The 21,471-nt window shown below is 74.9% G+C and carries 20 protein-coding genes; 8 read left to right on the top strand and 12 right to left on the bottom strand.

Annotated features, from left to right (window positions below; genetic code table 11):
* Nucleotides 1–106: 106 nt before the first annotated feature.
* Entirely contained in the window at nucleotides 107–1,096 is a 990-nt protein-coding gene (dapA, locus tag A949_RS0123565) for a 4-hydroxy-tetrahydrodipicolinate synthase (protein WP_078565502.1), read from the top strand.
* A 27-nt stretch (nucleotides 1,097–1,123) separates the two neighbouring features.
* Here the strand turns inward: dapA and A949_RS0123560 are convergent, their stop codons facing one another.
* On the bottom strand, nucleotides 1,124–1,963 hold the full coding sequence (locus tag A949_RS0123560; protein WP_019358503.1) for an NmrA family NAD(P)-binding protein: 840 nt from the start codon (nucleotides 1,961–1,963) through the stop codon (nucleotides 1,124–1,126).
* Nucleotides 1,960–2,391, bottom strand: a complete 432-nt coding sequence (locus A949_RS0123555; RefSeq protein ID WP_019358502.1) for a nuclear transport factor 2 family protein — start codon at nucleotides 2,389–2,391, stop codon at nucleotides 1,960–1,962. Before A949_RS0123555 ends, A949_RS0123560 begins: the two co-directional genes overlap by 4 nt.
* An 89-nt stretch (nucleotides 2,392–2,480) precedes the next feature.
* Between A949_RS0123555 and A949_RS0123550 the strand changes: the two genes are divergently transcribed.
* Nucleotides 2,481–3,113 carry a TetR/AcrR family transcriptional regulator gene (locus A949_RS0123550; RefSeq protein WP_019358501.1) on the top strand — a complete coding sequence of 211 codons (633 nt, stop codon included), beginning with the start codon at nucleotides 2,481–2,483 and terminating at the stop codon, nucleotides 3,111–3,113.
* Between the two features lie 388 nt (nucleotides 3,114–3,501).
* Nucleotides 3,502–4,758 carry a Cmx/CmrA family chloramphenicol efflux MFS transporter gene (locus A949_RS0123545; RefSeq protein WP_019358500.1) on the top strand — a complete coding sequence of 419 codons (1,257 nt, stop codon included), beginning with the start codon at nucleotides 3,502–3,504 and terminating at the stop codon, nucleotides 4,756–4,758.
* Here the strand turns inward: A949_RS0123545 and A949_RS0123540 are convergent.
* Nucleotides 4,706–5,449: a maleylpyruvate isomerase family mycothiol-dependent enzyme gene (locus tag A949_RS0123540; RefSeq protein WP_019358499.1), complete on the bottom strand. Its 744-nt coding sequence runs from the start codon at nucleotides 5,447–5,449 to the stop codon at nucleotides 4,706–4,708. The genes A949_RS0123545 and A949_RS0123540 overlap by 53 nt on opposite strands.
* 349 nt (nucleotides 5,450–5,798) lie before the next feature.
* On the opposite strand from A949_RS0123540, the gene A949_RS0123535 reads away from it, so the two are divergent.
* The gene (locus A949_RS0123535; RefSeq protein WP_158687623.1) at nucleotides 5,799–6,977 is read left to right on the top strand and encodes a hypothetical protein; all 1,179 of its coding nucleotides are present in this window, start codon (nucleotides 5,799–5,801) and stop codon (nucleotides 6,975–6,977) included.
* Nucleotides 6,978–7,041: 64 nt separating this feature from the next.
* Complete coding sequence (locus tag A949_RS0123530) at nucleotides 7,042–7,536, top strand: hypothetical protein (RefSeq protein WP_019358497.1); 495 nt, start codon at nucleotides 7,042–7,044, stop codon at nucleotides 7,534–7,536.
* 80 nt (nucleotides 7,537–7,616) lie between these two features.
* Here A949_RS0123530 and A949_RS0123525 read toward each other — a convergent pair whose 3' ends face one another.
* The 9 genes from A949_RS0123525 to A949_RS0123485 all read right to left on the bottom strand — a co-directional run bounded on the left by A949_RS0123525 (nucleotide 7,617) and on the right by A949_RS0123485 (nucleotide 17,242).
* Nucleotides 7,617–8,618 carry a proline racemase family protein gene (locus A949_RS0123525; RefSeq protein WP_019358496.1) on the bottom strand — a complete coding sequence of 334 codons (1,002 nt, stop codon included), beginning with the start codon at nucleotides 8,616–8,618 and terminating at the stop codon, nucleotides 7,617–7,619.
* Nucleotides 8,619–9,584, bottom strand: coding sequence for a dihydrodipicolinate synthase family protein (locus A949_RS0123520; protein ID WP_019358495.1), 966 nt, complete (start codon nucleotides 9,582–9,584; stop codon nucleotides 8,619–8,621).
* A gap of 7 nt (nucleotides 9,585–9,591) precedes the next feature.
* Entirely contained in the window at nucleotides 9,592–11,148 is a 1,557-nt protein-coding gene (locus tag A949_RS0123515) for an NAD(P)/FAD-dependent oxidoreductase (protein ID WP_019358494.1), read from the bottom strand.
* Complete coding sequence (locus A949_RS34300; protein ID WP_019358493.1) at nucleotides 11,145–11,519, bottom strand: (2Fe-2S)-binding protein; 375 nt, start codon at nucleotides 11,517–11,519, stop codon at nucleotides 11,145–11,147. The genes A949_RS0123515 and A949_RS34300 overlap by 4 nt, the downstream gene beginning before the upstream one ends.
* On the bottom strand, nucleotides 11,516–12,745 hold the full coding sequence (locus A949_RS34295; protein WP_019358492.1) for an NAD(P)/FAD-dependent oxidoreductase: 1,230 nt from the start codon (nucleotides 12,743–12,745) through the stop codon (nucleotides 11,516–11,518). The genes A949_RS34300 and A949_RS34295 overlap by 4 nt, the downstream gene beginning before the upstream one ends.
* Before the next feature lie 141 nt (nucleotides 12,746–12,886).
* Nucleotides 12,887–13,507 carry a helix-turn-helix domain-containing protein gene (locus tag A949_RS0123500; protein ID WP_019358491.1) on the bottom strand — a complete coding sequence of 207 codons (621 nt, stop codon included), beginning with the start codon at nucleotides 13,505–13,507 and terminating at the stop codon, nucleotides 12,887–12,889.
* A gap of 198 nt (nucleotides 13,508–13,705) precedes the next feature.
* Nucleotides 13,706–15,739, bottom strand: a complete 2,034-nt coding sequence (locus tag A949_RS34290; protein ID WP_237735887.1) for an ABC transporter permease — start codon at nucleotides 15,737–15,739, stop codon at nucleotides 13,706–13,708.
* A 134-nt stretch (nucleotides 15,740–15,873) separates the two neighbouring features.
* Complete coding sequence (gene modA / locus A949_RS0123490) at nucleotides 15,874–16,662, bottom strand: molybdate ABC transporter substrate-binding protein (RefSeq protein WP_019358489.1); 789 nt, start codon at nucleotides 16,660–16,662, stop codon at nucleotides 15,874–15,876.
* A 175-nt stretch (nucleotides 16,663–16,837) separates the two neighbouring features.
* Nucleotides 16,838–17,242 carry a TOBE domain-containing protein gene (locus A949_RS0123485; RefSeq protein ID WP_074998215.1) on the bottom strand — a complete coding sequence of 135 codons (405 nt, stop codon included), beginning with the start codon at nucleotides 17,240–17,242 and terminating at the stop codon, nucleotides 16,838–16,840.
* A gap of 207 nt (nucleotides 17,243–17,449) precedes the next feature.
* Here A949_RS0123485 and A949_RS0123480 point away from each other — a divergent pair, with 207 nt between their 5' ends.
* The 3 genes from A949_RS0123480 (at nucleotide 17,450) to A949_RS34280 (ending at nucleotide 21,035) form a co-directional block, all read left to right on the top strand.
* Nucleotides 17,450–18,259 carry an SAM-dependent methyltransferase gene (locus tag A949_RS0123480; RefSeq protein WP_019358487.1) on the top strand — a complete coding sequence of 270 codons (810 nt, stop codon included), beginning with the start codon at nucleotides 17,450–17,452 and terminating at the stop codon, nucleotides 18,257–18,259.
* A 114-nt stretch (nucleotides 18,260–18,373) separates the two neighbouring features.
* Entirely contained in the window at nucleotides 18,374–19,366 is a 993-nt protein-coding gene (locus A949_RS34285) for a pentapeptide repeat-containing protein (protein ID WP_078534141.1), read from the top strand.
* Nucleotides 19,263–21,035 (top strand): tetratricopeptide repeat protein, encoded by a 1,773-nt coding sequence (locus A949_RS34280; RefSeq protein WP_019358485.1) that lies wholly within the window; start codon nucleotides 19,263–19,265, stop codon nucleotides 21,033–21,035. Before A949_RS34285 ends, A949_RS34280 begins: the two co-directional genes overlap by 104 nt.
* Nucleotides 21,036–21,471: the final 436 nt, after the last annotated feature.

Genomic DNA, 21,471 nt, shown 5'->3' with positions numbered 1-21,471 from the left:
GACGCCCCGCCTCTGGCGGGCTCCGCCGCACCGTGAAGCGCTGCTGATCCCACGGGTTCACGGCAATTGAATGGTCCCGCGGGCGGCGCGGCCGCACACTCCTGGCATGCCGAACTCCACAGGCCCCTTCGGGCGCGTCGCAGCTGCCATGGTCACCCCCTTCGACGAGGCCGGGGAGCTGGATGTCGAGGGCGCGCGGCGGCTCGCAGTGCGGCTGGTCGACGAGGGGGGCTGCGACGCTCTGGTGCTCAGCGGGACGACGGGGGAGTCGCCTGTCACCTCGGACGGGGAGAAGAGCGCGCTGGTACGTGCCGTGGCGGCGGAGGTGGGGAACCGGGCCCGCATCGTGGCGGGGGTCGGTTCGAGCGACACCCGCCACACGGTCGCGCTCGCCCGGGACGCCGAAGCGTGCGGTGCGGACGGCCTCCTGGTGGTGACGCCGTACTACTCGCGGCCCACGCAGGAGGCCGTGGTCCACCATCTCCGTACTGTCGCCGACGCCACCGGGCTGCCCGTGATGCTGTACGACATCCCCGGCCGGACCGGGACCGCGCTCGCCACCGGGAGCCTGCTGCGGCTGGCGGCGCACCCGCGGATCCGGGGCGTGAAGGACTGCGCCTACGACCTGCTGAAGTCCTCCCGGGTGATGGCGGAGACGGGGCTGGCCTACTACGCCGGCTGCGACGAGTTCGCGCTGCCGCTGCGGGCGATCGGCGGCGCGGGGTGCGTGAGCACGGTCGCCAACATCGCGGCGCCGCTGGTGTGCGGGGTGCTCGACGCGTACGGCGCGGGGGACCGGGTCCTGGCGGCCCGCCGCCATCGCGCGCTCGCCCCGTTGACGGAGGCGGTGATGACCGGGCAGCCGGGTACGGTCGCGGTGAAGGCGCTGCTCAACGCGCGGGGTCTGCCCGCGGGGCCGGTGCGCGGCCCGCTGCTGGACGCGGATGCCGGGCTGACGGCGCGCCTGCTGGAGCTGCTCGCCTGCGCCGAGGCCGGAGCCGGGTCGCCGGGCCGTGCCGCTGCCGACGCACCCGCGGCCGTACCCGGACCCGCCGTCGGCGCCGGGGCGGCGGCCTCGCACGTGGCCGGCCCGTGACACGTCCTGCCGCGAACGTCGCTCGGCTCAGCCCAGCTCTCGTTCGGCGAAGGCGGTGAAGGTGCCTGCCGGGCGGCCGGTGAGGCGCTGCACGGTGTCCGTGGTGCGGTCCTCTGCGCCCTCGGCGATGGCCCGGTCCAGTTCGGCGAGCAGCGTGGCGAAGGCGGCGGGCAGCGACTGGGCGAGCCGGTCGCGCAGTTGGCCGCCGGTGAGCTTCCGGTGGGTGACGGTGCGGCCGGTGACGCGGCCGAGGACGGCGGCGACGTCGTCGTAGGAGAGCGCCTGCGGGCCGGTGAGGATCAGGTCGGTGTTCGGGGAGCGGGTGTCGGTCAGCGCGTGGACGGCGACCGCGGCGATGTCCTCGGCGTCCACGAAGCCGACCCGTCCGTCGCCGGTCGCGGTCAGGAGAGTGCCGTCCGCACGGAGGGACTGCGCGTGCGGGTGGTCGCCGGTGAAGTTCTGCATGAACCACGAGGGCCGCAGCACCGCCCACTCGGCGAACAGTTCGGGGAGTTCCCGGTGGATGCGGCCGGTGGCCGGTCCGCCGGCGGGGATGGCCGAGGAGCTGAGCAGCACCGCGCGACGCACCCCGGCGCCGCGGGCCCGGTCGAGGAAGGGCAGGACGACCTCGGCCGGCTCCGGATGGCCCGGCGGCGGGGTCACATGGACCCGGTCCGCGCCGCGCAGGGCTTCGTCGTGGGTGGCCGGGTCGTGCCAGTCGAAGCGGACGGCCGCGGCGCCGGGTACGGCACCGGCGCCGCGCGAGGCGGCCCTGACGTGGTGTCCGGCGGCTGCCAGCCGGGTGGTGACGCGGCGGCCGGTGGTGCCGGTGGCCCCGATGACGAGGGTGGTGGAGGGGCTGTTCATCGGGGGTTCCTTCCGGTGAAGTCGCTCGCCGGCTCCTGGAGCAGCACGAGCGGGTTCCAGTAGTCGCGGTAGTGGGTGAAGAGCCCGTTCCGCACGGTCACCACGGCGATGTAGGTCATGTCGAAGGGGGCGCCGCTGTGCACCAGTCGGCCCACCCCGCGCATCTCGACGACGACGGTTTCCGCGGCGGTGGTGCGGTGGATCTCCACGCGGGGGAAGTCGTGGAGGTCGATGTGGTCGGGGTATCCGCGCATGTAGGCGGCGACCGCGGCCTTGCCCTCCAGCCGTGCGGGCCAGCCGTCGGGGGCGAAGGGGAACTCGAACACCCCCTCGGGGTCCCACAGGTCGACCCAGGCCGGGATGTCCTTGTCGAGCAGCAGGCGCAGGCCGTGGCGGTACACGTCCTCGGGTGCCGTGAGGGTGGGCATGGGCGCTCCGTCCAGTAGGATGCGGACCCGTGGTCCGTTTCGATAGACGATACGGACCGCTGGTCCGTTTCGCAATCTGGAGTCACCGCATGCCCGAACGCAAGCCACGCAAGGACGCGGTCCGCAACCGGGCGGCCGTGCTCGCGGCGGCCGACGCCCTCTTCGCCGGCTGCGAGCGCCCCGAAGCCGTCACCATGGCCGACATCGCGGAAGCCGCCGGTGTCGGCAAGGCGACCCTGTTCCGGGCCTTCGGGGACCGCACCGGCCTGATCCGAGCGCTGTTCGAAACCCGCCTCGAACCGGTCAGGGCGGCAGTGGAGGAGGGGGAGCCGCCGCTCGGACCGGCGGCACCGCCGCTGGAGCGGGTGCCCGCGCTCCTGGACGCGGTCCTCTGCCTCAAGCTCGACAACCGGCACCTCGCCCTGGCGCTGGAGGGAACCGGGGGCGACAGCCCCTACCTGGCGCCGCACTACGCGAAGTGGCACCACACGCTCCGGGAACTGCTCGCCCAGGTGCCCGGACTCACCGACAGCGGATTCACCGCCCATGTGCTGCTCGCCGCCACCCGTGCCGACCTCGTCGAACATCTCGTCGGACAGGAGGGGACGGGGCGCGAGCGGGCGCGGGCCCAACTCGCCGCCTTCACCACCAGGTTCCTCGAACCGGGGAGCGCCGGCCGGTCGACCGGCCCTGCCGACGGTGGAACGCCCGCCTCCGGATGACCGGCGCCCCGACGGCCGCGCCGCCCGCCTCGCTTTGCCCCCATCGCGGCCCGTCCCGCACGGCACCGCCCGGAAAACCCGTGGAGCGCGGTGCCCCGCACGGGTACAGTGCCGGCATGTCCAGCCCCGAGGCGTCCAGAAGCTAGCCACCGGTTCTCCGGTGGCTGTCCGCGCCGTCCGCGTCCGCCGCACGCCACCGGATCGCCGTGTCCCGCGCTGTTCCGCGGCAGTGCCGCCATGCGCCCGGCCGGGCCGACTCCCCCCTGACCCGCGCACCTCCGCACGAGGTGCCGTGCAGCCTGCTCAGGCTGCCTCCGTCCTGCCCCGCCGCCGGTGCCGCGCGCCCTGCCGCCGTCCTTTCCGATCCGAGTGAAGGATTGCGGGTTCCATGCCTTTCGTGCTGTACGTACTTGCGCTGGCGGTATTCGCGCAGGGGATGTCGGAGTTCATGCTGTCCGGGCTCGTACCGGACATCGCCGCCGGAATGGGGGTGTCTGTCGCGGCGGCCGGGTCGCTGACCTCGGCGTTCGCCGTCGGAATGGTCGTGGGCGCGCCGCTGACGGCGGCCCTCGGCAGCCGCTGGGACAGACGCGGGGCACTGCTGTGCTTCCTGTGTGTGTTCCTGCTGGCCCATGTGGTGGGCGCGTCCACGACGAGCTTCGCCGTCCTGGTCGCCACCCGGGTGGTCGGGGCGCTGGCCAACGCCGGGTTCCTCGCCGTCGCGTTGGCCGCCGCGGCGGCGGCGGTGCCGCCCGACGCCAAGGGGCGGGCCGTCTCCGTGCTGCTCGGCGGGGTCACCCTCGCCTGCGTCGCCGGAGTGCCCGCCGGAGCCCTGCTGGGGCAGGCATGGGGGTGGCGCGCGGCGTTCTGGGCCGTGGCACTGCTCTCGGCACCGGCCCTCGCGGCCCTCGTCCGCTCGCTGCCCGGACCGCGCCCGGACGCACCGCGGCCCGCGCACCCGGCGGCCGCACCGACCACCGGCGTCCGCCGGGAACTGCGGGCCCTGCGCCGGCCACGGCTGCTGGTGACGCTGCTGCTGGGCGCCCTGGTCAACGGCGCCACCTTCTGCTCCTTCACCTACCTCGCTCCGCTGAGCACCGAAGTGGCCGGGTTCGCGGACGGCCGGGTGCCGGGGCTGCTGGCCCTCTTCGGCCTCGGCTCCTTCCTGGGCACCGCCGCCGCGGGCCGGCTCGCCGACCGGTACCCGCTGCGGCTGCTGGTCGCGGGCGGTGCCGTCCTTCCGCTCGGGTGGGCCCTGTTCGGGCTGACGGCCGGGCACCCGTACGCGGCCGTCGTCCTCGTGCCGGTCCAGGGCGCGCTGTCGTTCGCCGTCGGCTCCACACTGATCTCCCAGGCGCTGTACGCCGCCGCCGAGGCACCCTCCCTCGCGGGCGGTTTCGCGACGGCGGCGCTCAACGTCGGCGCTGCGCTGGGCCCCTGGGCCGGAGGCCTCGCGCTGAGCCACGGGTCCGGCTACCGCGCCCCGCTGTGGATCAGCGCCCTCCTGGTGCTGCTCGCATGGGCGCTGTGCGGGGCGGCGAAGGCCGTCGCCGCCCGGGGCACGACCCGGCGGAGGCGGGCAGCGGCAGCGGTCACGGCCGGAACACCTCCCGCCAGCGGTGCGCCACGGACACCTCACCGCTGAGGGTCAGCTCCGAGAGCGGGAGCCGGTTCCACAGGGCGAGGTAGAGGTCCTGGGCCGTTCCCTCGTACACGCAGTCCGGCGCGGCCGGCGGCGCGGTGGCGCGCTCCGCCCGCGCCGGGTCGCCCAGGACCGCGGTCCAGGCGGCGCCGGCGACGTCCGTCGCCCGGAGGTGCAGGGTGCGGGGATCGGCGGCGAAGCCCTCCGGCGTGCCGCGCCGCGGATAGAAGCCGCACAGCAGCTCGTCGACCCCGTCGGCGGCGAACCCGGCGGGCAGCGGGGAGAGGGGCGCCCCGAGCGCCGCCTCGGCGTCGACCCGGTGCACCGCCGTCTCGTGCGCCTGCCTGCGGGTCCAGAAGGCCGCGGCGGACCGGGAGGGCAGGAACGTCCAGCAGTCCAGGTCCTCCGGCGCCGCCTCCAGCACCTCGACCAGCAGTTCGGCGCCCTCCCGCAGCCAGGGCGCGAGCGCCTCGTCGGCCAGTCCGTCCGGCGGCGAGGGCCGTACGGGTTCCGTGCGGCCCTCGCGCACCATCCCGGCCGCCCAGCGGTGCACCGTACCCAGGTGCAGGGCCAGGTCCCGCACGGTCCACTCCGGGCAGGTCGGCACCGGCGTGCCGGGCTCGGCCCGGCCGACCGCGTCGGCGAACAACCGGGCCTCCGTGCTCAGGACTTCGATGAACTCAGGTCTCTCCATGGCCCGAGCCTGCCCGCGGGGCACCGCCTTTGTCACGGCGTTCCGCTGCGGGCGATTCCGCCGTCGGCGGACCGCCCTGTCGCAGTGCGAGAGGCCTGGCGGACCGACGTGGCCGAGCCACCAGGACCGATCCTGGTGGCCGCCCCAGCCATGCTTCGCGGCCGGAGCCATACGGCGCGAGTTGCCCCTGTCGGACTGCCGAGTCGGTCGATCTTCTCCTATCCTTCAGGCCAGTGCCCGGTGCCGGGCTCAGGGGGGGCGTATGTACTCATCCGACGCTGATCTGTCCGTCGAGGATTTCCTGTGCTTGCCCTTCCGCACTCTGAGCGGAGGCGGTTTCGCCGCAATGATGTTCCTGCTCGCCCGCTCCGCCGATGCCCCGGACCTGCAGAGAGGGTTCTTCCAGCACTGGAGCGACATCGATGATCTGACTGGCCGCTGCATCGCTGTCTTCTCGCCGTCGCCGAGGAAGCTCCAGCTCTCCGCGGAGCACCCCCGCCTCTTCTACAGCCCCGAGACCATCTGGGTGCGCGGCATGGCAGAAGCGGGCGGTGCCCGCAGCCGGCTGTACCTGTCGTCCCGCGAGTCATCGGCGGCCGTCCGGATGGGCAGGAGGCAGCCGGGCAGGGCGACATGGCAGGCGACCGGCACCGAGCCGTCGACAACGGGGCCTCCGCGGCTGGTCGCCGCGGCAGCCGCCGTCCGACCGCATGATCTGGAGGAGCACCAGCGCGCCCTCACGCTCACGGTCTCGGCCATGCAGCGCTTCTTCGGGATACCCGGATCCCTCGTGCCGTGTGCCGTGTTCGTCGATCTCGAGCAGAGGAGCGCATCTGCCGTCGCGCTGAAGGACGCCACCAGCGTGTACGACCTGTTGAAGCGGATCACGACGCGGATCGAGCACGTCCTCCCCCGCATCGATGAGGCGGAAGCGGAGCGCGTCGCGGCGCTCGAAGCCCGCCACCGCGATCGCGACCTTGTGGGCCGGTTGCGCTCGCCCGCGGGCAACGCGCGGGCGCACTGGACGGCACACAAGCGTCGCCTGATCGATGACCTGCAGGCTTTCTCCGCCCGTCTTGCGCCACCCGAGGCCGATTTGTGTTCCTGGATGGCTCGGCGGCTCGAACGCGATGCGCCGGTGGCGGACGATGAGTGGACCTCGGTACGGTCGCTGCTGCACGTCCTGGCTGCGACGGAGCCGCACGGCAGGCTGCCGAGAAGGCTGCGCCGGACGCTGGCCGGAATGAACAGCGGTCGGCCTGAGCAGGACGAGGCCCCGCGGAGGCTGGCGGTGGCCCGGGCCGAAGCGGAAGCCACCGAGCGGCGGATCGGCCGGGCGAAGGCCCGGCTCGACGCACTCGGCCGGGAACTGGGGCTCGACGCGGCGGTCGTCGGTGCCGCGGAGGATCTCGGCCTGGTCGTGCTGCAGGAACCTCGCCTCCACTACCCGCGGGGTCTGGACTGGCCGCTCAAGGTCCTGGACGAGCCAGCACCCCCCGCCCTGAACCATGGGTACGAGCGGGCATGACGGCCGCTTCTGCCGCCCGCCGTGCGTCCGCACGAGTACCCGAGGGCCCGGGGAAGACTCGGTCATGAGCCACGAAACGCGTATCCAGCACAAGTCCTCTTTCCTGACCGAGCAGCTGGTCGAGGAGCGGGCCAGGAAGACGTCGTTCGAAACGCGCGGCATGGCGGTCATCTCGGCCTCGGGCACGCTCGTCGGGATCACCACCGGTGCCGTCGCACTGGCCGCGAGCGGCCGGTCCGTGACGTTCCCGGAATCGGCTCGGCTTCTGCTGGTCGCGGCCATGGTCATGCTGGTCCTCGCTGCTGTTCTCGGACTGCTCATCAACGTGCCGGTACGGCTGCCACAGGCCGACACAGGGGACCTCACCCAGTTGCTGGAGCCCACGGCCCGTTTCGGCCCGGATGACTGGAACCGCGTGAAGAGGGACACGATCGTGGCCCTGCGACATGTCAACCGAAGGCGTGCCCGGTCCCTGTTGGCCGCCCTGCTGCTCGTGGTGGTTGCCCTGGTCCTGATGATGGCGAGTGCTGCGTTCGCCCTGCGGCTCTTCCCTGCATGACTCCAAAGCGGGGCGCGAAGCACCACGGCGTGGACCGCGAGTGACCGACCAGTGAGGCGGCGGACCATGTGGTCACAGCGCTAGAGGACGAAGCCGTGCGGGAAGGGGTCCCGCGGGTCGAGCAGATAGGTGGCCATACCGGTGATCCAGGCGCGACCGGAGAACTCCGGTACGACCGCGGGCACCCCGCCGACCTCGGTGGTCTCCAGCAGCTGTCCGGTGAACCGGGTGCCGATGAACGACTCGTTCACGAACTCGGTGCGCAGCGGCAGCGCGCCGCGTGCGTGCAGTTGCGCCGTCCGCGCCGAGGTGCCGGTGCCGCAGGGCGAGCGGTCGAACCAGCCGGGGTGGATGGCCATGGCGTTGCGCGAGTGCCGCCCGTCCGAGCCCGGCGCCAGGAACTGCACATGCTTGCAGCCGCTGATCGCGGGATCGGCCGGGTGCACCGGCCGGTTGTGCTCGTTGACGGCGTCCATCAGGGCGAGTCCTGCGGCGAGGATGTCGTCCTTCCGCGCCCGGTCGAACGGCAGGCCGAGCCGGTCGAGTTCGGTGATGGCGTAGAAGTTGCCGCCGTACGCCATGTCGTAGCCGACCTCGCCCAGCCCCGGCACCCGGACGACGGCGTCCAGCTCCAGCGCGAACGCGTCCACGTTCCGCAGCGTGACCCGCTCGGCCGCCCCGTCCCGCACGGTCACCCGCGCCTCCACCAGACCGGCCGGGGTGTCCAGCCGGACCGTGGTCTCGGGCTCGGTCACCTCCACCATGCCGGTCTCCACCAGCACCGTCGCCACTCCGACGGTGCCGTGGCCGCACATCGGCAGGAAGCCGCTCACCTCGACGTAGACCACACCCCAGTCGGCCTCCGGGCGGAGCGGCGGCTGCAGCAGCGCGCCGCTCATCGCCGGGTGTCCGCGCGGCTCGTCCACCAGGAATCTGCGCAGCTCGTCCAGGTGCGCGACGGCCCAGCGGCGGCGCTCGGCCATCGTGGCACCCGGGATCGGCGGCACCCCGCCGGTGACGACCCTGGTCGGCATGCCCTCGGTGTGCGAGTCGACGGCACTGAGCGAACGGACCGAGCGCATTCAGGCCTCCCGCCGTGCGAGTGCGGCGACCGCGCGCGCCATGTCGGCCTCGACCTGTTCCCGCTGCGCCGCGCTCAGCGGTCCGCGCGGCGGGCGGCACGGGCCGCCGAACCTGCCGACCTGCTCCATGCCGAGCTTGATCGCCTGGACGAACTCGGTGCGCGAGTCCCAGCGGAAGGCGGCCACCAGCGGCTCGTACAGGGCCCGCGCCTCCTCCAGCTTCCCCGCCGCGGCCAGCTCGAACAGCCGCGCCGACTCGGCCGGGAAGACATTGGGGAACCCGGCGAACCAGCCGGTCGCACCCATCAGCACACTCTCCAGCACCACGTCGTCGGCGCCGCCGACGACCTCCAGCCCCGTCCCCGCGGTCCGCTCCCGGATCTCCAGGACCCGCCGTACGTCCCCGGAGAACTCCTTGACGGCCACGACGTTGTCGATCTGCGCGATCTCCGCGACCAGTTCCGGGGTCAGATCCACCTTGGTGTCGATCGGGTTGTTGTAGACCATCACCGGGAGACCCACGGCGGCCACCTCGGCGAAGTGGGCCAGCACCTCGCCCCGGTTGGCGCGGTACATCGTGGGCGGCAGGCAGAGCACCCCGTCCGCGCCGTCCTCCGCGGCCGCCTCCGCCCAGCGGCGGGCCTGGTGCGAGCCGACGCCGTGCACCCCGACGACGACGCTGCCCCTACCGTCCACCGCCTCGATCGCGGTGCGGGCCACCTCCCGGCGCTCCCGGTCGGTGAGGGAGGAGTACTCGCCCAGCGAGCCGTTGGGCCCGACGCCGTCGCAGCCGCTCTCCACCAGCCACCGGCAGTGCGCGGCATAGCGGTCGTGGTCCACGGCCAGGCCCGCGGGAGCCGAGGCGTCCTCGCGGTAGGGCAGCGCGGTCGCCACCAGCACACCGCCGAGACCCTGCGGGGTCCGCTGCGGCCGCGGGGGGCGGGCGGCTCGGTTGTCGCCGGTCATGAGCGTCTCACCTCTGGTCGGTCGGGTCGGACGGGTCCTCCGGAACGGCGAACGGCTCCGACGGAGCGGCCAGTTCGCCGAGCCGGAGGGGCTGGGCCAGCGGTCTGCGGTGCAGGGCGTGCTCGGGCGGCTCCGCGGCCGTACCGCGGCCCGCGGACCCGGCGGCGCCGGAACGCGCGCGCAGTTCGGCGACGGTGGGGCCGCAGACCCGGGCCTGGCACGGGCCGAGCCCGGCCCGGGTGCTCAGCTTCGCGACCCGCGGCGCCGCCTGCGCCGCGTCGCCGAACGCCGCGCACAGCGTGCCGTAGTCGGTCTCCTCGCAGCGGCACACGACCGTGTCCTGGCGCAGCCAGCCGGGCCAGCCCGCACCGATCGGGTGCGCCCGGGCCAGCCTGCGGGCGAAGGCCCGCCCCTCGTCCCGGCTGCGCCGCAGCACCCGTAGTGCCGGTACCGCACGGTCGCCTCCGGCGGCCGCCCATCCCGCGACGGCGCCCTCGGCGCGGGCAGCCGGAGCCCCGGCGACACCGGTGATCTCCCCGGCGGCGAAGACGCCCGGCACGCTGGTGCGCTGCTCCCCGTCCACCACCACGAACGGCCCGGAGCCGCTCCCGGTACCGGCCGGGCCGTCCCGCAACGCGCAGCCGGCGGCCAGCGGAAGCTCCAGCCGCGGACTGAACCCGTGGCCGACGCAGAGCGCGTCCACCGGCACCGTGCGCTCCGTCCCGGCCACGACCGACCAGTCCGGGCGCAGCCGCGCCGTGACGACCTCCTCCACTCGGCCGTCGCCGCGCGCCTCCACGACCGCACGGCCGAGCCGGTAGGGCACCCGGTGGCGGACCAGCGCCGCCGCGCTGCGGGCGAGTTCGGCTGTCTTGCCGAGTTGCGCCGCCAATTCCCAGGGCCGGTCGAGCCAGTTGCGGCCCAGGGCGGGAGGAGTGCCGGCCTCCAGCACCTCCTGTACGCCCGCACCCGCCTCCAGCAGCGACGCGGCGACCGCGAGCAGGAAGGGTCCGCTGCCCGCGACGACGACGCGGTCGCCGATCACCAGGCGTTCCCCCTTCACCAGCGCCTGTGCGGCCCCGGCGGTGCAGACGCCCGGCAACTCCCAGCCGGGGAAGGGCAGCACCCGGTCATGTGCGCCGGTCGCCAGCACGAGCGCGTCCGCGTCCACCGTGCGCCGGGCGCGTCCGGCGCCGTCCGCGGGGCCGCCGCACAGCAGGTGCACCCGCGGCGGCGGTCCGAAGCCTCCCGTCGCGGGCGTCCCCGCAGCGGGGACGCCCGCGACGGGGCCGGTAGGCTCCAGCGCCCACACCGAGGTCTCCGGCAGCCAGCGGCAGCGCGGATGCGTCAGCACCCGGCGGCGCCGCCGCAGGAAGGCGGCCCGGCCGTGCCGGAGCGTGCCGGGGTGTTCGGTGTGCGCCTCGGGCGGCATCCGGTGGTACTGGCCACCGGGCTGTTCGGCGGTGTCGACCAGCGTCACCCGGGCGCCCGCCGCCAGCGCGGCGTACGCGGCGGCCAGCCCGGCCGGCCCGGCGCCGGTCACCACGACATGACGGCGGGTCATCCGGCCGCCTCGCCGTGCTCCGCGGAGCCGCCCGCTCCGGTGCCCGCCGACCGCGCCCCGCCGGTGCCGCGCCGGTCCCTGGACTGGGTGCGGACCGCATCGCCGTCCGCGGCGCGCCGCAGACAGGCACGTACGTCGCGGTCCCCGTTGACGGTCACCAGGCAGTCGAAGCAGACACCGATGCCGCAGAACACTCCGCGCCCGGCGCCGGAGGGCCCGCTGCGCCACGCGGTGCGGCCGGCGGCGAGCAGCACACCCGCCACCGTCTGCCCCGCGACGCCGTCGACGGGCCGGCCGTCGACGGTGATCCGCAGCGGGCGCTCCCCGCGGCCGTCGGCGGCACCGCGGGCCGGTACACGTCTCGGACTCATCTCTCCTCCTGTCCCTGCTGCTCCTGCTCCTCCTGCTGCCGGGAGGCCGGTGCCGCCAGTACGGCCGGGCGGTCCACCCGGAAGGCATGGCTCCCGATCCCGGCCGGCTCGCCCAGCACGAGCTGCCGCAGCAGCCGCCCGGTGCCCACCGACAGCCCGATCCCGGCCCCTTCGTGACCGGTCGCGTGCCAGAGCCCCGGCAGCCGGGGGTCGGCACCGATGACCGGCAGATGATCCGGCACGTACGGCCGGAATCCGCCGTACGCGCGCATCACCGGTACTCCCGCCAGGGAGGGGAAGAGCCGCAGTGCCGTGGCGGCGACCGCCGACAGCACCTCGGGCCGCAGCCGGTCGTCGAAGCCCGCCCGGCGCCGCGAGGAGCCGATCAGCACGCTGCCCGCCGCGGTGGACTCCACCACGGCGGCGGTCTGCAACTCCTCCTCGCTGCTGCCGACCGCGCCCACGTAGTCCGCGTCGTACACCTTGTGGAAGACGGTCGGCGGCAGCGGCGTCGTCACCAGCACCTCGCCCCGGCGCGGTGCCACGGCGACCGGCGCCCCGAGCCGGGCGGAGAGCACACCCGACCACGGTCCGGCCGCGTCGACGAACAGATCGGCCTCCAGCAGCCCGGTGCAGGTGCGGACCCCGGTCAGCCGGCCGCCGCGCACGACCCCGGCCAGCACCTCCTCGCCGGTGCGCAGTTCGGCGCCCGCCGCGCGCGCGTCCGTGAGCAGTGCCGCCGCCGCGCCCGCGGGCTGCACCTGGGCGTCCTCGGGATAGTGGACGGCCGCCGTGTGCGCGGAGGTGACGAAGGGTTCGGCCGCGCGGAGCGCGTCGGCGGTCAGCTCCTCGGCCCGCACCCCGGCGGTGCGCTGGGCCGCGGAGAACTCCGTCAGGCCGCGGGCCCCGGCGGCGGTGGTGGCGACGACGACACCGCCCTTCGGGTCCCATTCGGCGGTCTCGACCGCCCGCCGCCCGGCCCGGGAGCGCTCCGCGACGGCGGCCAGCACCTCGGGCCACAGCCGCCGGGAGAACTGGGCCAGCCGCAGCTCGGGGCCGGGGCCCTTGTCGGACACCAGGATGTTGCCCTCGCCGTGCGAGGTGGTGGCCGCGCCCGCGCCGCCGCGGTCGAGCAGCGTCACCTCCAGCCCGGCCAGGGCGAGTTCCCGCGCGCAGGCCACTCCGATGATGCCGGCGCCGAGCACCGCGACCCGCGTTCGGTCCATCGAACCTCCCTGTTCGGCAAAGCGAACGATACGGACGCTATGCCAGCGCCCGGGGCGTGTCAACGGATCTGCATCCGGGCGCCGGAGGGCGGAGCCGGGAGGCCGCGGTCCGGGCGGCGGGCCTGCCGCCCGGGCGGGGGCTCACGCGCCGTGCGGGGCGTCCGCTTCGGGCAGCGGGTGCGGGGCGCTCGGGTGCAACCGCTGGTCCGTCCGGTACTGGAGGAGCAGCACCGAGCGCACCGTGCCCTCCGCGGCGGCGTAGCTGTGCGGGAGTGCGGCGTCGAAGGCGACGTAGTCCCCGGCCGTCAGCTCCACCTCCTCGCCGTCGACCGCCACCTCCAGCCGCCCGGCCTGCACCACGGTGTGCTCGATGCCCACATGGCCCGGCGAGTCCCGCCGCTCACCGGCCCGGAACTGCTGGTCGTACACCTCGAAGACGGCCTCTCCGGACTCGATCCGCTGCAGCGGGCGCAGGTCGACCCCCTCGCCGCTGAGCACCTCGACGTCCTCGCCGCGGACCACGCGCAGCCCCGCCGGCCGCTGGGTGTCCAGCAGGTCGGAGATCGGCACCTCCAGGACCCGCGAGAGGCTGAAGACCGTCTCGATGGTGGGATTGCCGGTGCCCGACTCCAATTGGGACAGCGTCGCCTTGCCGATCCTCGACCGGCGGGAGAGCTCGGAGATCGACAGTCCGCGCCGGGCCCGCACCCGCTTCAGGTTGAGTGCCAGCATGCTCCGGATCGACCCCTGGGGACCGCTCACGGCCCCTCCTTCCTCGCGATGCTCTGTTCGGTATACGGAACGACCGCCGCGCGGCCCCGGTCATTATCCCGAACGGCGGCGCGGCCGAGGCCGGGGCCGTCGCCCCCACCGGATTGCAGCCGTCGGCCGCCCGTCGCCTGTTCGCCGCCTGTTCGCGTCGTCCGCTCCTGCCGGCCCGCGTACCCGCCGGGCCGCCGGTCAGCGCTCCACGAGGGTGATCTCCGTGGCCTTGACGCTGGTGAACACCTCGGCACCGTCCGCCAGCCCGAGTTCGGCCGCGGCCTCCGCGGTGATCTCGGCCACCAGATCCGGGCCGCCGGCCGGGCCGTCCGCCGGGCCGCCCTCGACCGCCGGGCCGCCCGGGCCGGGCTCCGCCGCCACCAGCACCCGCAGTCGGCTGCCGACCGCGGTGATCTCGCGTACCGTTCCGCGCCGTACGTTGCGGGGGCTGCCGTGCGGCCGCTCGCGGTGCAGGGCGACCGCCTCGGGGGCGATGACCGCCAGCACGGCAGCGCCCTCGGGCACCGGGTCCGCGGCCACCAGGGTGCCCCCGTCGTCCAGGTCCAGGGTGCTGCCGCCCGCTCCGGTGCCCGGCAGCGCGTTGCGGCCTAGCATCCGTGCCACCCACGGCGAACGCGGATGCCGGGTGACCTCCGCGGGCGGAGCGTCCTGGAGAGCCCGGCCGTCCTCCAGCACCAGGACCCGGTCGGCCAGCGACACGGCCTCCACCGGATCGTGTGTGACCAGCATGCACACCCCGCCGAAACCGGAGAGATGGCCGCGCAGCGTGTGCCGCACCCGGGCGCGCGTCGTCTGGTCGAGCGCGGCCAGCGGCTCGTCCAGCAGCAGCAGCCGGGGCCGGGCGGCCAGCGCGCGGGCCAGCGCCACCCGGCCCGCCTGCCCGCCGGAGAGCTGGCCCGGTCTGCGGTGCGCCAGATGCCCGACCCCCAGCCGCGACAGCCACTCCTGCGCCTGGTGGCGTGCCTCGGCGCGGCCCGCGCCCTGTGCGCGCAGCCCGTAGGCCGTGTTCGACAGCGCGGTCAGATGCGGGAAGAGCGCGCCGTCCTGCGGGACCCAGGCCACTCCGCGCCGGTGCGGGGGCAGTGAGCCGACCTCGCTGTCGCCGAGCGCCAGTTCGGCGCGGGCGCGCGGGGTCAGGCCGAGGAGGGCCCGCAGCAGTGTCGTCTTGCCCGCTCCGTTGGGGCCGACGACCGCCACCGTGGTGCCGGGCGCGGCCTCCAGGGTGAGCTCGGTGAATCCGGTGACCCGGGCGTGCAGCGGCCAGTTCCCGCCGCGGACGCCGGGGCCCGGGACGTCACCGGGCACGCGGGCCCCGGGGACCCCGGACCCGGGGGCGCCGGTGCCGGGTGGCGTCGTGCTGCCGGGGGCCGGTGCGACCGGTGGCGCATCCTGCGGCCCCTCCGGTGCCGGCTCGTTCCGCCGCCCCGGGAGGCGGCGCCGTACGTTCCCGCGGGAGGAGCCGCCGGTGCCGGTCCAGCGGCCACGCAACCCGACCAGCACCGCCATGGCGATGGCGAGCAGCAGCAGCGAGACCGAGGTCGCCGCCTCCGGCTCGTTCTGGAGCAGCAGGTACACCTGGAGCGGCAGGGTCTGCGTCGATTCCGGCAGATTCCCCGCGAAGGTGATCGTCGCCCCGAACTCGCCCAGCGCCCGGGCCCAGGTCAGTGCCGCCCCCGCGGCCAGCCCGGGGGCCACCAGCGGCAGCGTCACGGTGCCGAACACCCGCAGCGGCCCGGCCCCCAGCGAGGCGGCCGTCTCCTCGTAGGCGGGGCGCAGCCCCGCGAGGGTCCCCTCCAGGCTGATCACCAGGAACGGCATCGACACGAACGTCGCCGCGACCACGGCGCCCGAGGTGTGGAACGGCAGGACGACACCGAAGGAGTCCTCCAGCCAGGGGCCCAGCAGCCCCCGCCGGCCGAAGCCGAGCAGCAGTGCCACTCCGCCCACGGTCGGCGGCAGCACCATCGGCAGCAGCACCAACGACCGCACCAGGGCCTTGCCCGGGAAGTCCACCCGGGCCAGCAGCCAGGCCAGCGGCACACCCAGCAGCAGGGAGAGCGCGAGCGCGCCGAAGGAGACCAGCAGCGAGAGCCGCACCGCCTCGGTGACGCCCTCGCTGCCCAGATGGGAGCCGAGCGCTCCCCACTCCGTGCGCGCCAGGATGCCGAGCAGCGGCACCAGCAGGAACCCCGTCGCCAGCAGCGCCGGCACCGCCAGCGCGAGCGGTGCCCGGGTCCCGGTGCGGCGCCTGCCGCTGTGCGGACGCCGGTCCGGACGCGGGCCGGGCGCCGACGCGGGCGGGTGCGGGCCGGGCCGGGATCCGGGCGCGGCCGGGTGCGAGCCGGTCACGGGTGCTGGAAACCGGCCTTGCGCAGCAGCTTCTGCGCCGGAGGAGTGCTCAGCCAGTGGACGAATTCCGCCGCCTCCTCGCGGTGTCCGGAACTCTTCAGGGTGGCGGCGGGATAGGAGGCGATGGCGTTCTGCCGGTCGGGTATGTCGACGGCGTCGACCTTCCCGGGCACCGTGGCCGCGTCCGTCTTGTAGACCAGTCCGGCGTCCGCCTCGCCCAGTTCCACCTTGCTGAGCACGGCCCGCACGTCCGGCTCCTGCGAGACGGGCTCGACCTTCAGCTTCTGCGCCTCCAGCACCTGCTTGCCGTAGCGCCCGACGGGCACCTCGGGCGCGGCCAGCACCACCTTGAGCGAGCTGTCGGTCAGGTCCTCCAGGCTCTTCACCTTCTTCGGGTTGCCCTCGCCCGTCGCGATGACCAGTCGGTTCCTGGCGAAGACCGCGGGCTTGCCGGTCTCGCTGCGCACGCCGCGCATGGTGGTGGTGTCCGCGGTGGCCAGCACGTCCGCCGGCACGCCCTGCTCGACCTGCGCCGCCAGCGCCTGCGAACCGGCGAAGGAGAACTTCACCCGGGTGCCGGGGTGCTCCTTCTCGTACGCCTTGCCCGCCGCCTTGAAGACGTCGGTGAGGGACGCGGCGCCGAGCACCGTCAGTTCGGTCCTCCCGCCGCCGCTGCGCTCGTCGCTGTCGTCGCCGCACGCGGCGAGGGGGAGGAGCAGGGCGGCGGCGCCGAGCGCGGCGAGTGCCCGGCGGGGTGTCGGGAGGGGGAAGGCGGCTGAACGCATACGGCAACTCCTGATGCGGTGCGTGCGGCGGCGGGGTGCACGGGTGCGGCGGAACGGACGAGGACGGTGCGTGGGGGCGGCGGACGCGGAACGGACGGAGGCGCGGAACGGACGGGGACGGGGGAGGGGGAGGGGCTGCGGGCGCGGCCGGGACGGCGGCCTGCGCCCGCAGCGCTCAGGGGCGGTCGATGTGCACGTTCGTCGACTTCACCCGGGCGGTGGCCTGCATGCCGACCTCCAGTCCCAGCTCCTCCACCGCCTCCCGGGTCAGCAGCGAGACCAGCCGGTGCGGCCCCGCCTGGATCTCGACCTGGGCCGCGACGTCGCCCAGCTTGATGGCCGTGACGATGCCGGGGAACGCGTTGCGGGCCGAGGTGTAGGGGGCCTCCTCGTCCTCGCCGGTGTGCTGGCCGAGGGCGACGGAGAAGGCCGCCAGGTCGCGCCCCTGGATCACTCGGCGCCCGCTCTCGTCGCGGTGGGTGGCGACCCGCCCCGCGTCCGCCCAGCGTCGGGCCGTGTCCGGGCTGACGCCGAGCAGGCGCGCGGCCTGCCCGATGGTGTACGACTGCATGTGCGTCAACGTATGGGTTATGCGCTCGCATCTGCAATGCGTGAGTGCTGTTCCTATAGCATCTGCCAGGACCGGCTGGAGGAAGTGCCAACCCGTCGGCCTCTCCTGCCGAGGGCGTCAGCGGGGTCTTCCGCCGCGCTGCGCTGCCGCAGTACCGGCGGGGCGGCCTAGACTCGGTGACAGCTCCAGTGCAGCCGTCGAGTGGAGGGCGCCAACGTGAGCGAACGCAGCGACCCGCCGGGAGAGCCGCCCCCCGTCGCGCACGTCGCGCAGAACGCCAGGGTGTGGAACTACTGGCTGGGCGGCAAGGACTACTACGACGTCGACCAGCAGGTCGGCGACCACATCACCACCATGTACCCCAGCATCCGCGAGGTGGCCCGCGCGGACCGCGCCTTCCTCGGCCGCGCCGTGCGGTACCTGGCGGGCGACGCGGGCATCGGCCAGTTCCTCGACATCGGCACCGGCCTGCCCACGGCGGACAACACCCACCAGGTGGCGCAGCGGACGGCGCCCACCGCGCGGATCGTCTACGTCGACAACGACCCCACCGTCCTCACCCACGCCCGCGCCCTCCTCGTCGGCTCCCCGGAGGGGGTGACGGACTACATCGCGGCCGACGCCCACCAGCCCCGGGCGATCCTGGACGCCGCCGAGGACACCCTGGACTTCGACCGGCCGGTCGCCGTCATACTGCTGGGCGTCCTCAACTTCGTCGCCGACACGGACGAGGCCGTGCAGATCGTGCGGACCCTGATGTCGGCCGTGCCCTCCGGCAGCTATCTGGCCCTCACCCATCCCACGCTCGAACTGGGCGGTGAGGCCAACGTCGAGGCGATGGAGTTCTGGAACGAGAACGCCACGCCTCCCATCACCGCCCGCACCCGCGCCGAGGTCGCCCGCTTCTTCCAGGGGCTGGAACTGCTGGCGCCCGGAATCGTCTCGTGCGCGCGCTGGCGCCCCGGACACGCGGCGGAGGACGAGAAGAGCGTCGCCCAGTTCGGCGCCGTGGCCCGCAAGCCCTGACCGGTGCCCCGGCGCGGCGCCCGTTCCCGGCACGATCCGCTGCGTCCCTCCGGTCCTCGGCCCCCACGCCCCCTGGCGTGCTCGACCCCTCTCGGGAGGGTCTAGGTTGGGCGGATGGACGGGTCCGGAGGCCAGGGGAGCGGGCAGCGGCTGCGGGCCGACTGCGAACAATGTGCGGGGCTGTGCTGTGTGGCGCTGCCGTTCACCGCCTCGGCGGACTTCGCCGCCGACAAACCGGCCGGACAGCGGTGCACGCACCTGACCGCGGAGAACCGCTGCTCGATCCACGCGGGGCTGCGCGAGAGCGGCTTCACCGGCTGCGCCGTCTTCGACTGCTACGGGGCCGGGCAGCGGGTGACCGCGCGGCCCGGGCTGACCCCGGGGCCGGAAATGTTCGCCGTCTTCCGGGTGACGAGACCGCTGCACGAACTGCTGTGGCTGCTCACCGAGGCCGAAGCCACCGGGCACGGCGCCGCGGCACGTCCGCTGATCGCGGAGATCGAGGCGCTGGTCGACGGGGACACCGCGCGGCTGCGCGGCGTGGACGTGGCCGCCTGGCGGGCACGGGTGGGGCCGGTACTCGAACAGGTCAGCGAGCGGGTCCGGCACGGCCTCGGTGGCCGCGACCTGCGGCGCGCCGATCTGGCGGGCGCGCGGCTGCGGGACGGGCAACTGCGCGGAGCCACACTGCGCGGCGCACTCCTGATCGCCGCCGACCTGAGCGGAGCCGATCTGCACCGGGCCGACCTGCTGGGCGCCGATCTGCGCGACGCCGATCTGCGGGGCGCCGACCTGGCAGGCGCGCTCTTCCTGACCCAGCCGCAGCTGGACGCCGCCCACGGCGACGGGACCACCACCGTCCCCGGCGCACTGACCCGCCCCGTCCACTGGCCGTCCGGATCTTCACCCGCGCGGCACGAGGCACCGCGGCAGGCACGGGGTATGCCGCGGGGGAAGGCCGCCCCGGTCGGTGGGGGCGGCGGTCTCGGCGGGAGGAGCGGCAATGGGCGGCGTACCGGGCGCGGGGGACGCAGGAGACGCGGCGGGCGGCAGGACGGCACGGACGGCGGCCACGGCAGCGGAGGGCCCGGAGGCCGCACCGGCTGACGGGGCGTCGGCCGACGCCGTACGAGTCGGCGTGCTGCCGGCCGACGCCCTGCAGACCGGGGCGGTGCCGGCCGACGCCGTACGGCGCGAGGCGGTAGCGGCTGACGCACGCGCCTCGGTCTCCTCCCGCGCGCACGGAGCGAACGGAGCTGCCGCCGGGGGCCGCCCCTCCGGGCGGCGGGACCGGCACGGGCTGGAGATGAGCGGCCTCGGCAGCGGCGCCGCGGGTGACGCCGCGGCCACCTGGTACGAGAGCGCCGTCGACTCGCTGCTCTTCTTCCGCGGCGATGTCGCGGAGTCCGTCGCCGAGCTGCGCCGGCTGGCGCCCGGTGCACCGCTGGGCCAGGTCTTCGCCGCGTACCTCGGGCTGCTCGGCACCGAGCAGAGCCAGGCGGCCGCGGCCCGCCAGGAGTTCGCGCGCTTCCGGGCCGCGGCGGACGACGGGGCCCGCACCGCACGCGAACAGGCGCATCTGACCGCCGCTGCCGCCTGGCTGGACGGGAACATCGCGCGGGCCGGCGCCGTGCTGCGCGAGATCGCCGTCGCCTGGCCCCGGGACGCCCTGGCGCTGGTCGTCGGACACCAGATCGACTTCTTCACCGGGAACGCCGCCGCGCTGCGCGACCGGATCGCCGGCGCGCTGACGGCCTGGGACGAGGAGGATCCGCACCACGGCCCGCTGCTGGGCATGCTCGGCTTCGGGCTGGAGGAGTCCGGCCACTACGCCCGGGCCGAGGAGACCGCCCGGGCGGCAGTGGAGCGGCACCCGGGCGACGTATGGGGCATCCACGCCGTCGTGCACACCCTGGAGATGCAGGGCAGGTTCGCGGAAGGCATCCGGTTTCTCGACGCCCGCAGGCCGGAGTGGGGCGCCGGCAACATGATGGCGGTGCACAACTGGTGGCACTATGCCCTCTACGCGCTGGAGGCGGGCGACACGCGCCGGGTGCTGGAGGTCTACGACGCCGCGCTCGACCCTGCGGTCACCAGCGGCCTCGCCCTCGAACTGCTGGACGCCTCCTCGCTGTTGTGGCGGTTCCACCTGGGAGGCGACGACGACCGCGCGGCGGTCGGGGACCGGTGGGCCCCGCTGGCGGACGCCTGGGCCGCCCGCGGCGACGGACCGCACTACGCCTTCAACGACACCCACGCCGTCATGGCCTACCTCGGCGCGGGGCGGGTGCGCGAGGCCGAAGCGCTGCTGGCCGACCGGAAGGAGTGGGCGACGCATTCGCATCCGGGCGTCACCAACCACGCCATGACGGCCGAGATCGGGTTGCCGGTCTGCCGGGCGCTCCTCGCCTTCACCCAGGAGCGGTACGAGGACGCCGTCGACCTGCTCTTCCCGCTGCGCGGCCGGTTCGCGACGTTCGGCGGCAGCCATGCGCAGCGGGACGCGGTGCAGCGCACCCTCCTGGAGGCGGCGCTGCGCGCCCGGCGGCTGGACCTGGCCCGCGCCCTGCTGAGCGAACGCCTCGCCCTGCGCCCCACCAGCCCCTACAACTGGCTCGGCCAGGCCCGGCTCGCCGACGCGGTCGGCCGGTCGGCCCTGGCGGCCACCGCACGCGAACGGGCCGCCGCCCTGGCGGCACCCGGCAGGAGCAGCACACAGGACGTCGGGCCCGCGGCCGCCGAGGGCGCCGTTCCCGGAGGTGAGGTGGCGCGCTGAGGCGCTCTCTCCGGTGACGGGTGCTCTCGCCGGTGCCGGGTGGTCTGGTCTGCGCCGGGCGCTGCCGGTCCGGGTCGGGTGTGCGTCGGTGTGACGGGTGCTCTCGTTCCGGTGCAGGATGGCCGGTTCTGTTCTGTGTCGGGTGCTCTCGTCGGAGCCGGGTGCTCTTGCACACGTCGGGTGCGCTCGCCTGCCTCTTGCGTTCTCACCCGCGTCCGGTGCTCTCGCCTGCGTCCGCCGACCACGCCTCCGTGGGTGTGCCGGCAGCGGTGAGCGCACGCGCCCGCTTCGGGCGCCTTGCACCGGCCTCGGGCGCCGCCCGCGCCGCGGTCGGGTGCTGCAAACGCTCCGGCGCCCGCTGCCCCGCTGCTCTGCACCGGCGTACAACTGCCGGTCATATGAAGAATATGGGGCCGTCGTTGGATGCTCCCGAGGG

Origin of the sequence: Streptomyces sp. AA1529 (assembly GCF_000280905.1) — a bacterium.
Taxonomy (GTDB): domain Bacteria; phylum Actinomycetota; class Actinomycetes; order Streptomycetales; family Streptomycetaceae; genus Streptomyces.
Note: the sequence above shows the minus strand (reverse complement) of the source record. Positions and strands in the feature narration are given on the sequence as shown.

Bases quoted from the DNA above. Each gene is read 5' to 3' on its own strand.
- dapA (WP_078565502.1), top strand. From the start codon at position 107: ATGCCGAACTCCACAGGCCCCTTCGGGCGCGTCGCAGCTGCCATGGTC.
- A949_RS0123535 (WP_158687623.1), top strand. From the start codon at position 5,799: ATGTTCCTGCTCGCCCGCTCCGCCGATGCCCCGGACCTGCAGAGAGGG.
- A949_RS0123560 (WP_019358503.1), bottom strand. From the start codon at position 1,963: ATGAACAGCCCCTCCACCACCCTCGTCATCGGGGCCACCGGCACCACC.
- A949_RS34280 (WP_019358485.1), top strand. From the start codon at position 19,263: ATGGGCGGCGTACCGGGCGCGGGGGACGCAGGAGACGCGGCGGGCGGC.
- A949_RS0123550 (WP_019358501.1), top strand. From the start codon at position 2,481: ATGCCCGAACGCAAGCCACGCAAGGACGCGGTCCGCAACCGGGCGGCC.
- A949_RS0123525 (WP_019358496.1), bottom strand. From the start codon at position 8,618: ATGCGCTCGGTCCGTTCGCTCAGTGCCGTCGACTCGCACACCGAGGGC.
- A949_RS0123540 (WP_019358499.1), bottom strand. From the start codon at position 5,449: ATGGAGAGACCTGAGTTCATCGAAGTCCTGAGCACGGAGGCCCGGTTG.
- A949_RS0123545 (WP_019358500.1), top strand. From the start codon at position 3,502: ATGCCTTTCGTGCTGTACGTACTTGCGCTGGCGGTATTCGCGCAGGGG.
- A949_RS34300 (WP_019358493.1), bottom strand. From the start codon at position 11,519: ATGAGTCCGAGACGTGTACCGGCCCGCGGTGCCGCCGACGGCCGCGGG.
- A949_RS34285 (WP_078534141.1), top strand. From the start codon at position 18,374: ATGGACGGGTCCGGAGGCCAGGGGAGCGGGCAGCGGCTGCGGGCCGAC.
- modA (WP_019358489.1), bottom strand. From the start codon at position 16,662: ATGCGTTCAGCCGCCTTCCCCCTCCCGACACCCCGCCGGGCACTCGCC.
- A949_RS34295 (WP_019358492.1), bottom strand. From the start codon at position 12,745: ATGGACCGAACGCGGGTCGCGGTGCTCGGCGCCGGCATCATCGGAGTG.
- A949_RS0123555 (WP_019358502.1), bottom strand. From the start codon at position 2,391: ATGCCCACCCTCACGGCACCCGAGGACGTGTACCGCCACGGCCTGCGC.
- A949_RS0123520 (WP_019358495.1), bottom strand. From the start codon at position 9,584: ATGACCGGCGACAACCGAGCCGCCCGCCCCCCGCGGCCGCAGCGGACC.
- A949_RS0123530 (WP_019358497.1), top strand. From the start codon at position 7,042: ATGAGCCACGAAACGCGTATCCAGCACAAGTCCTCTTTCCTGACCGAG.
- A949_RS0123515 (WP_019358494.1), bottom strand. From the start codon at position 11,148: ATGACCCGCCGTCATGTCGTGGTGACCGGCGCCGGGCCGGCCGGGCTG.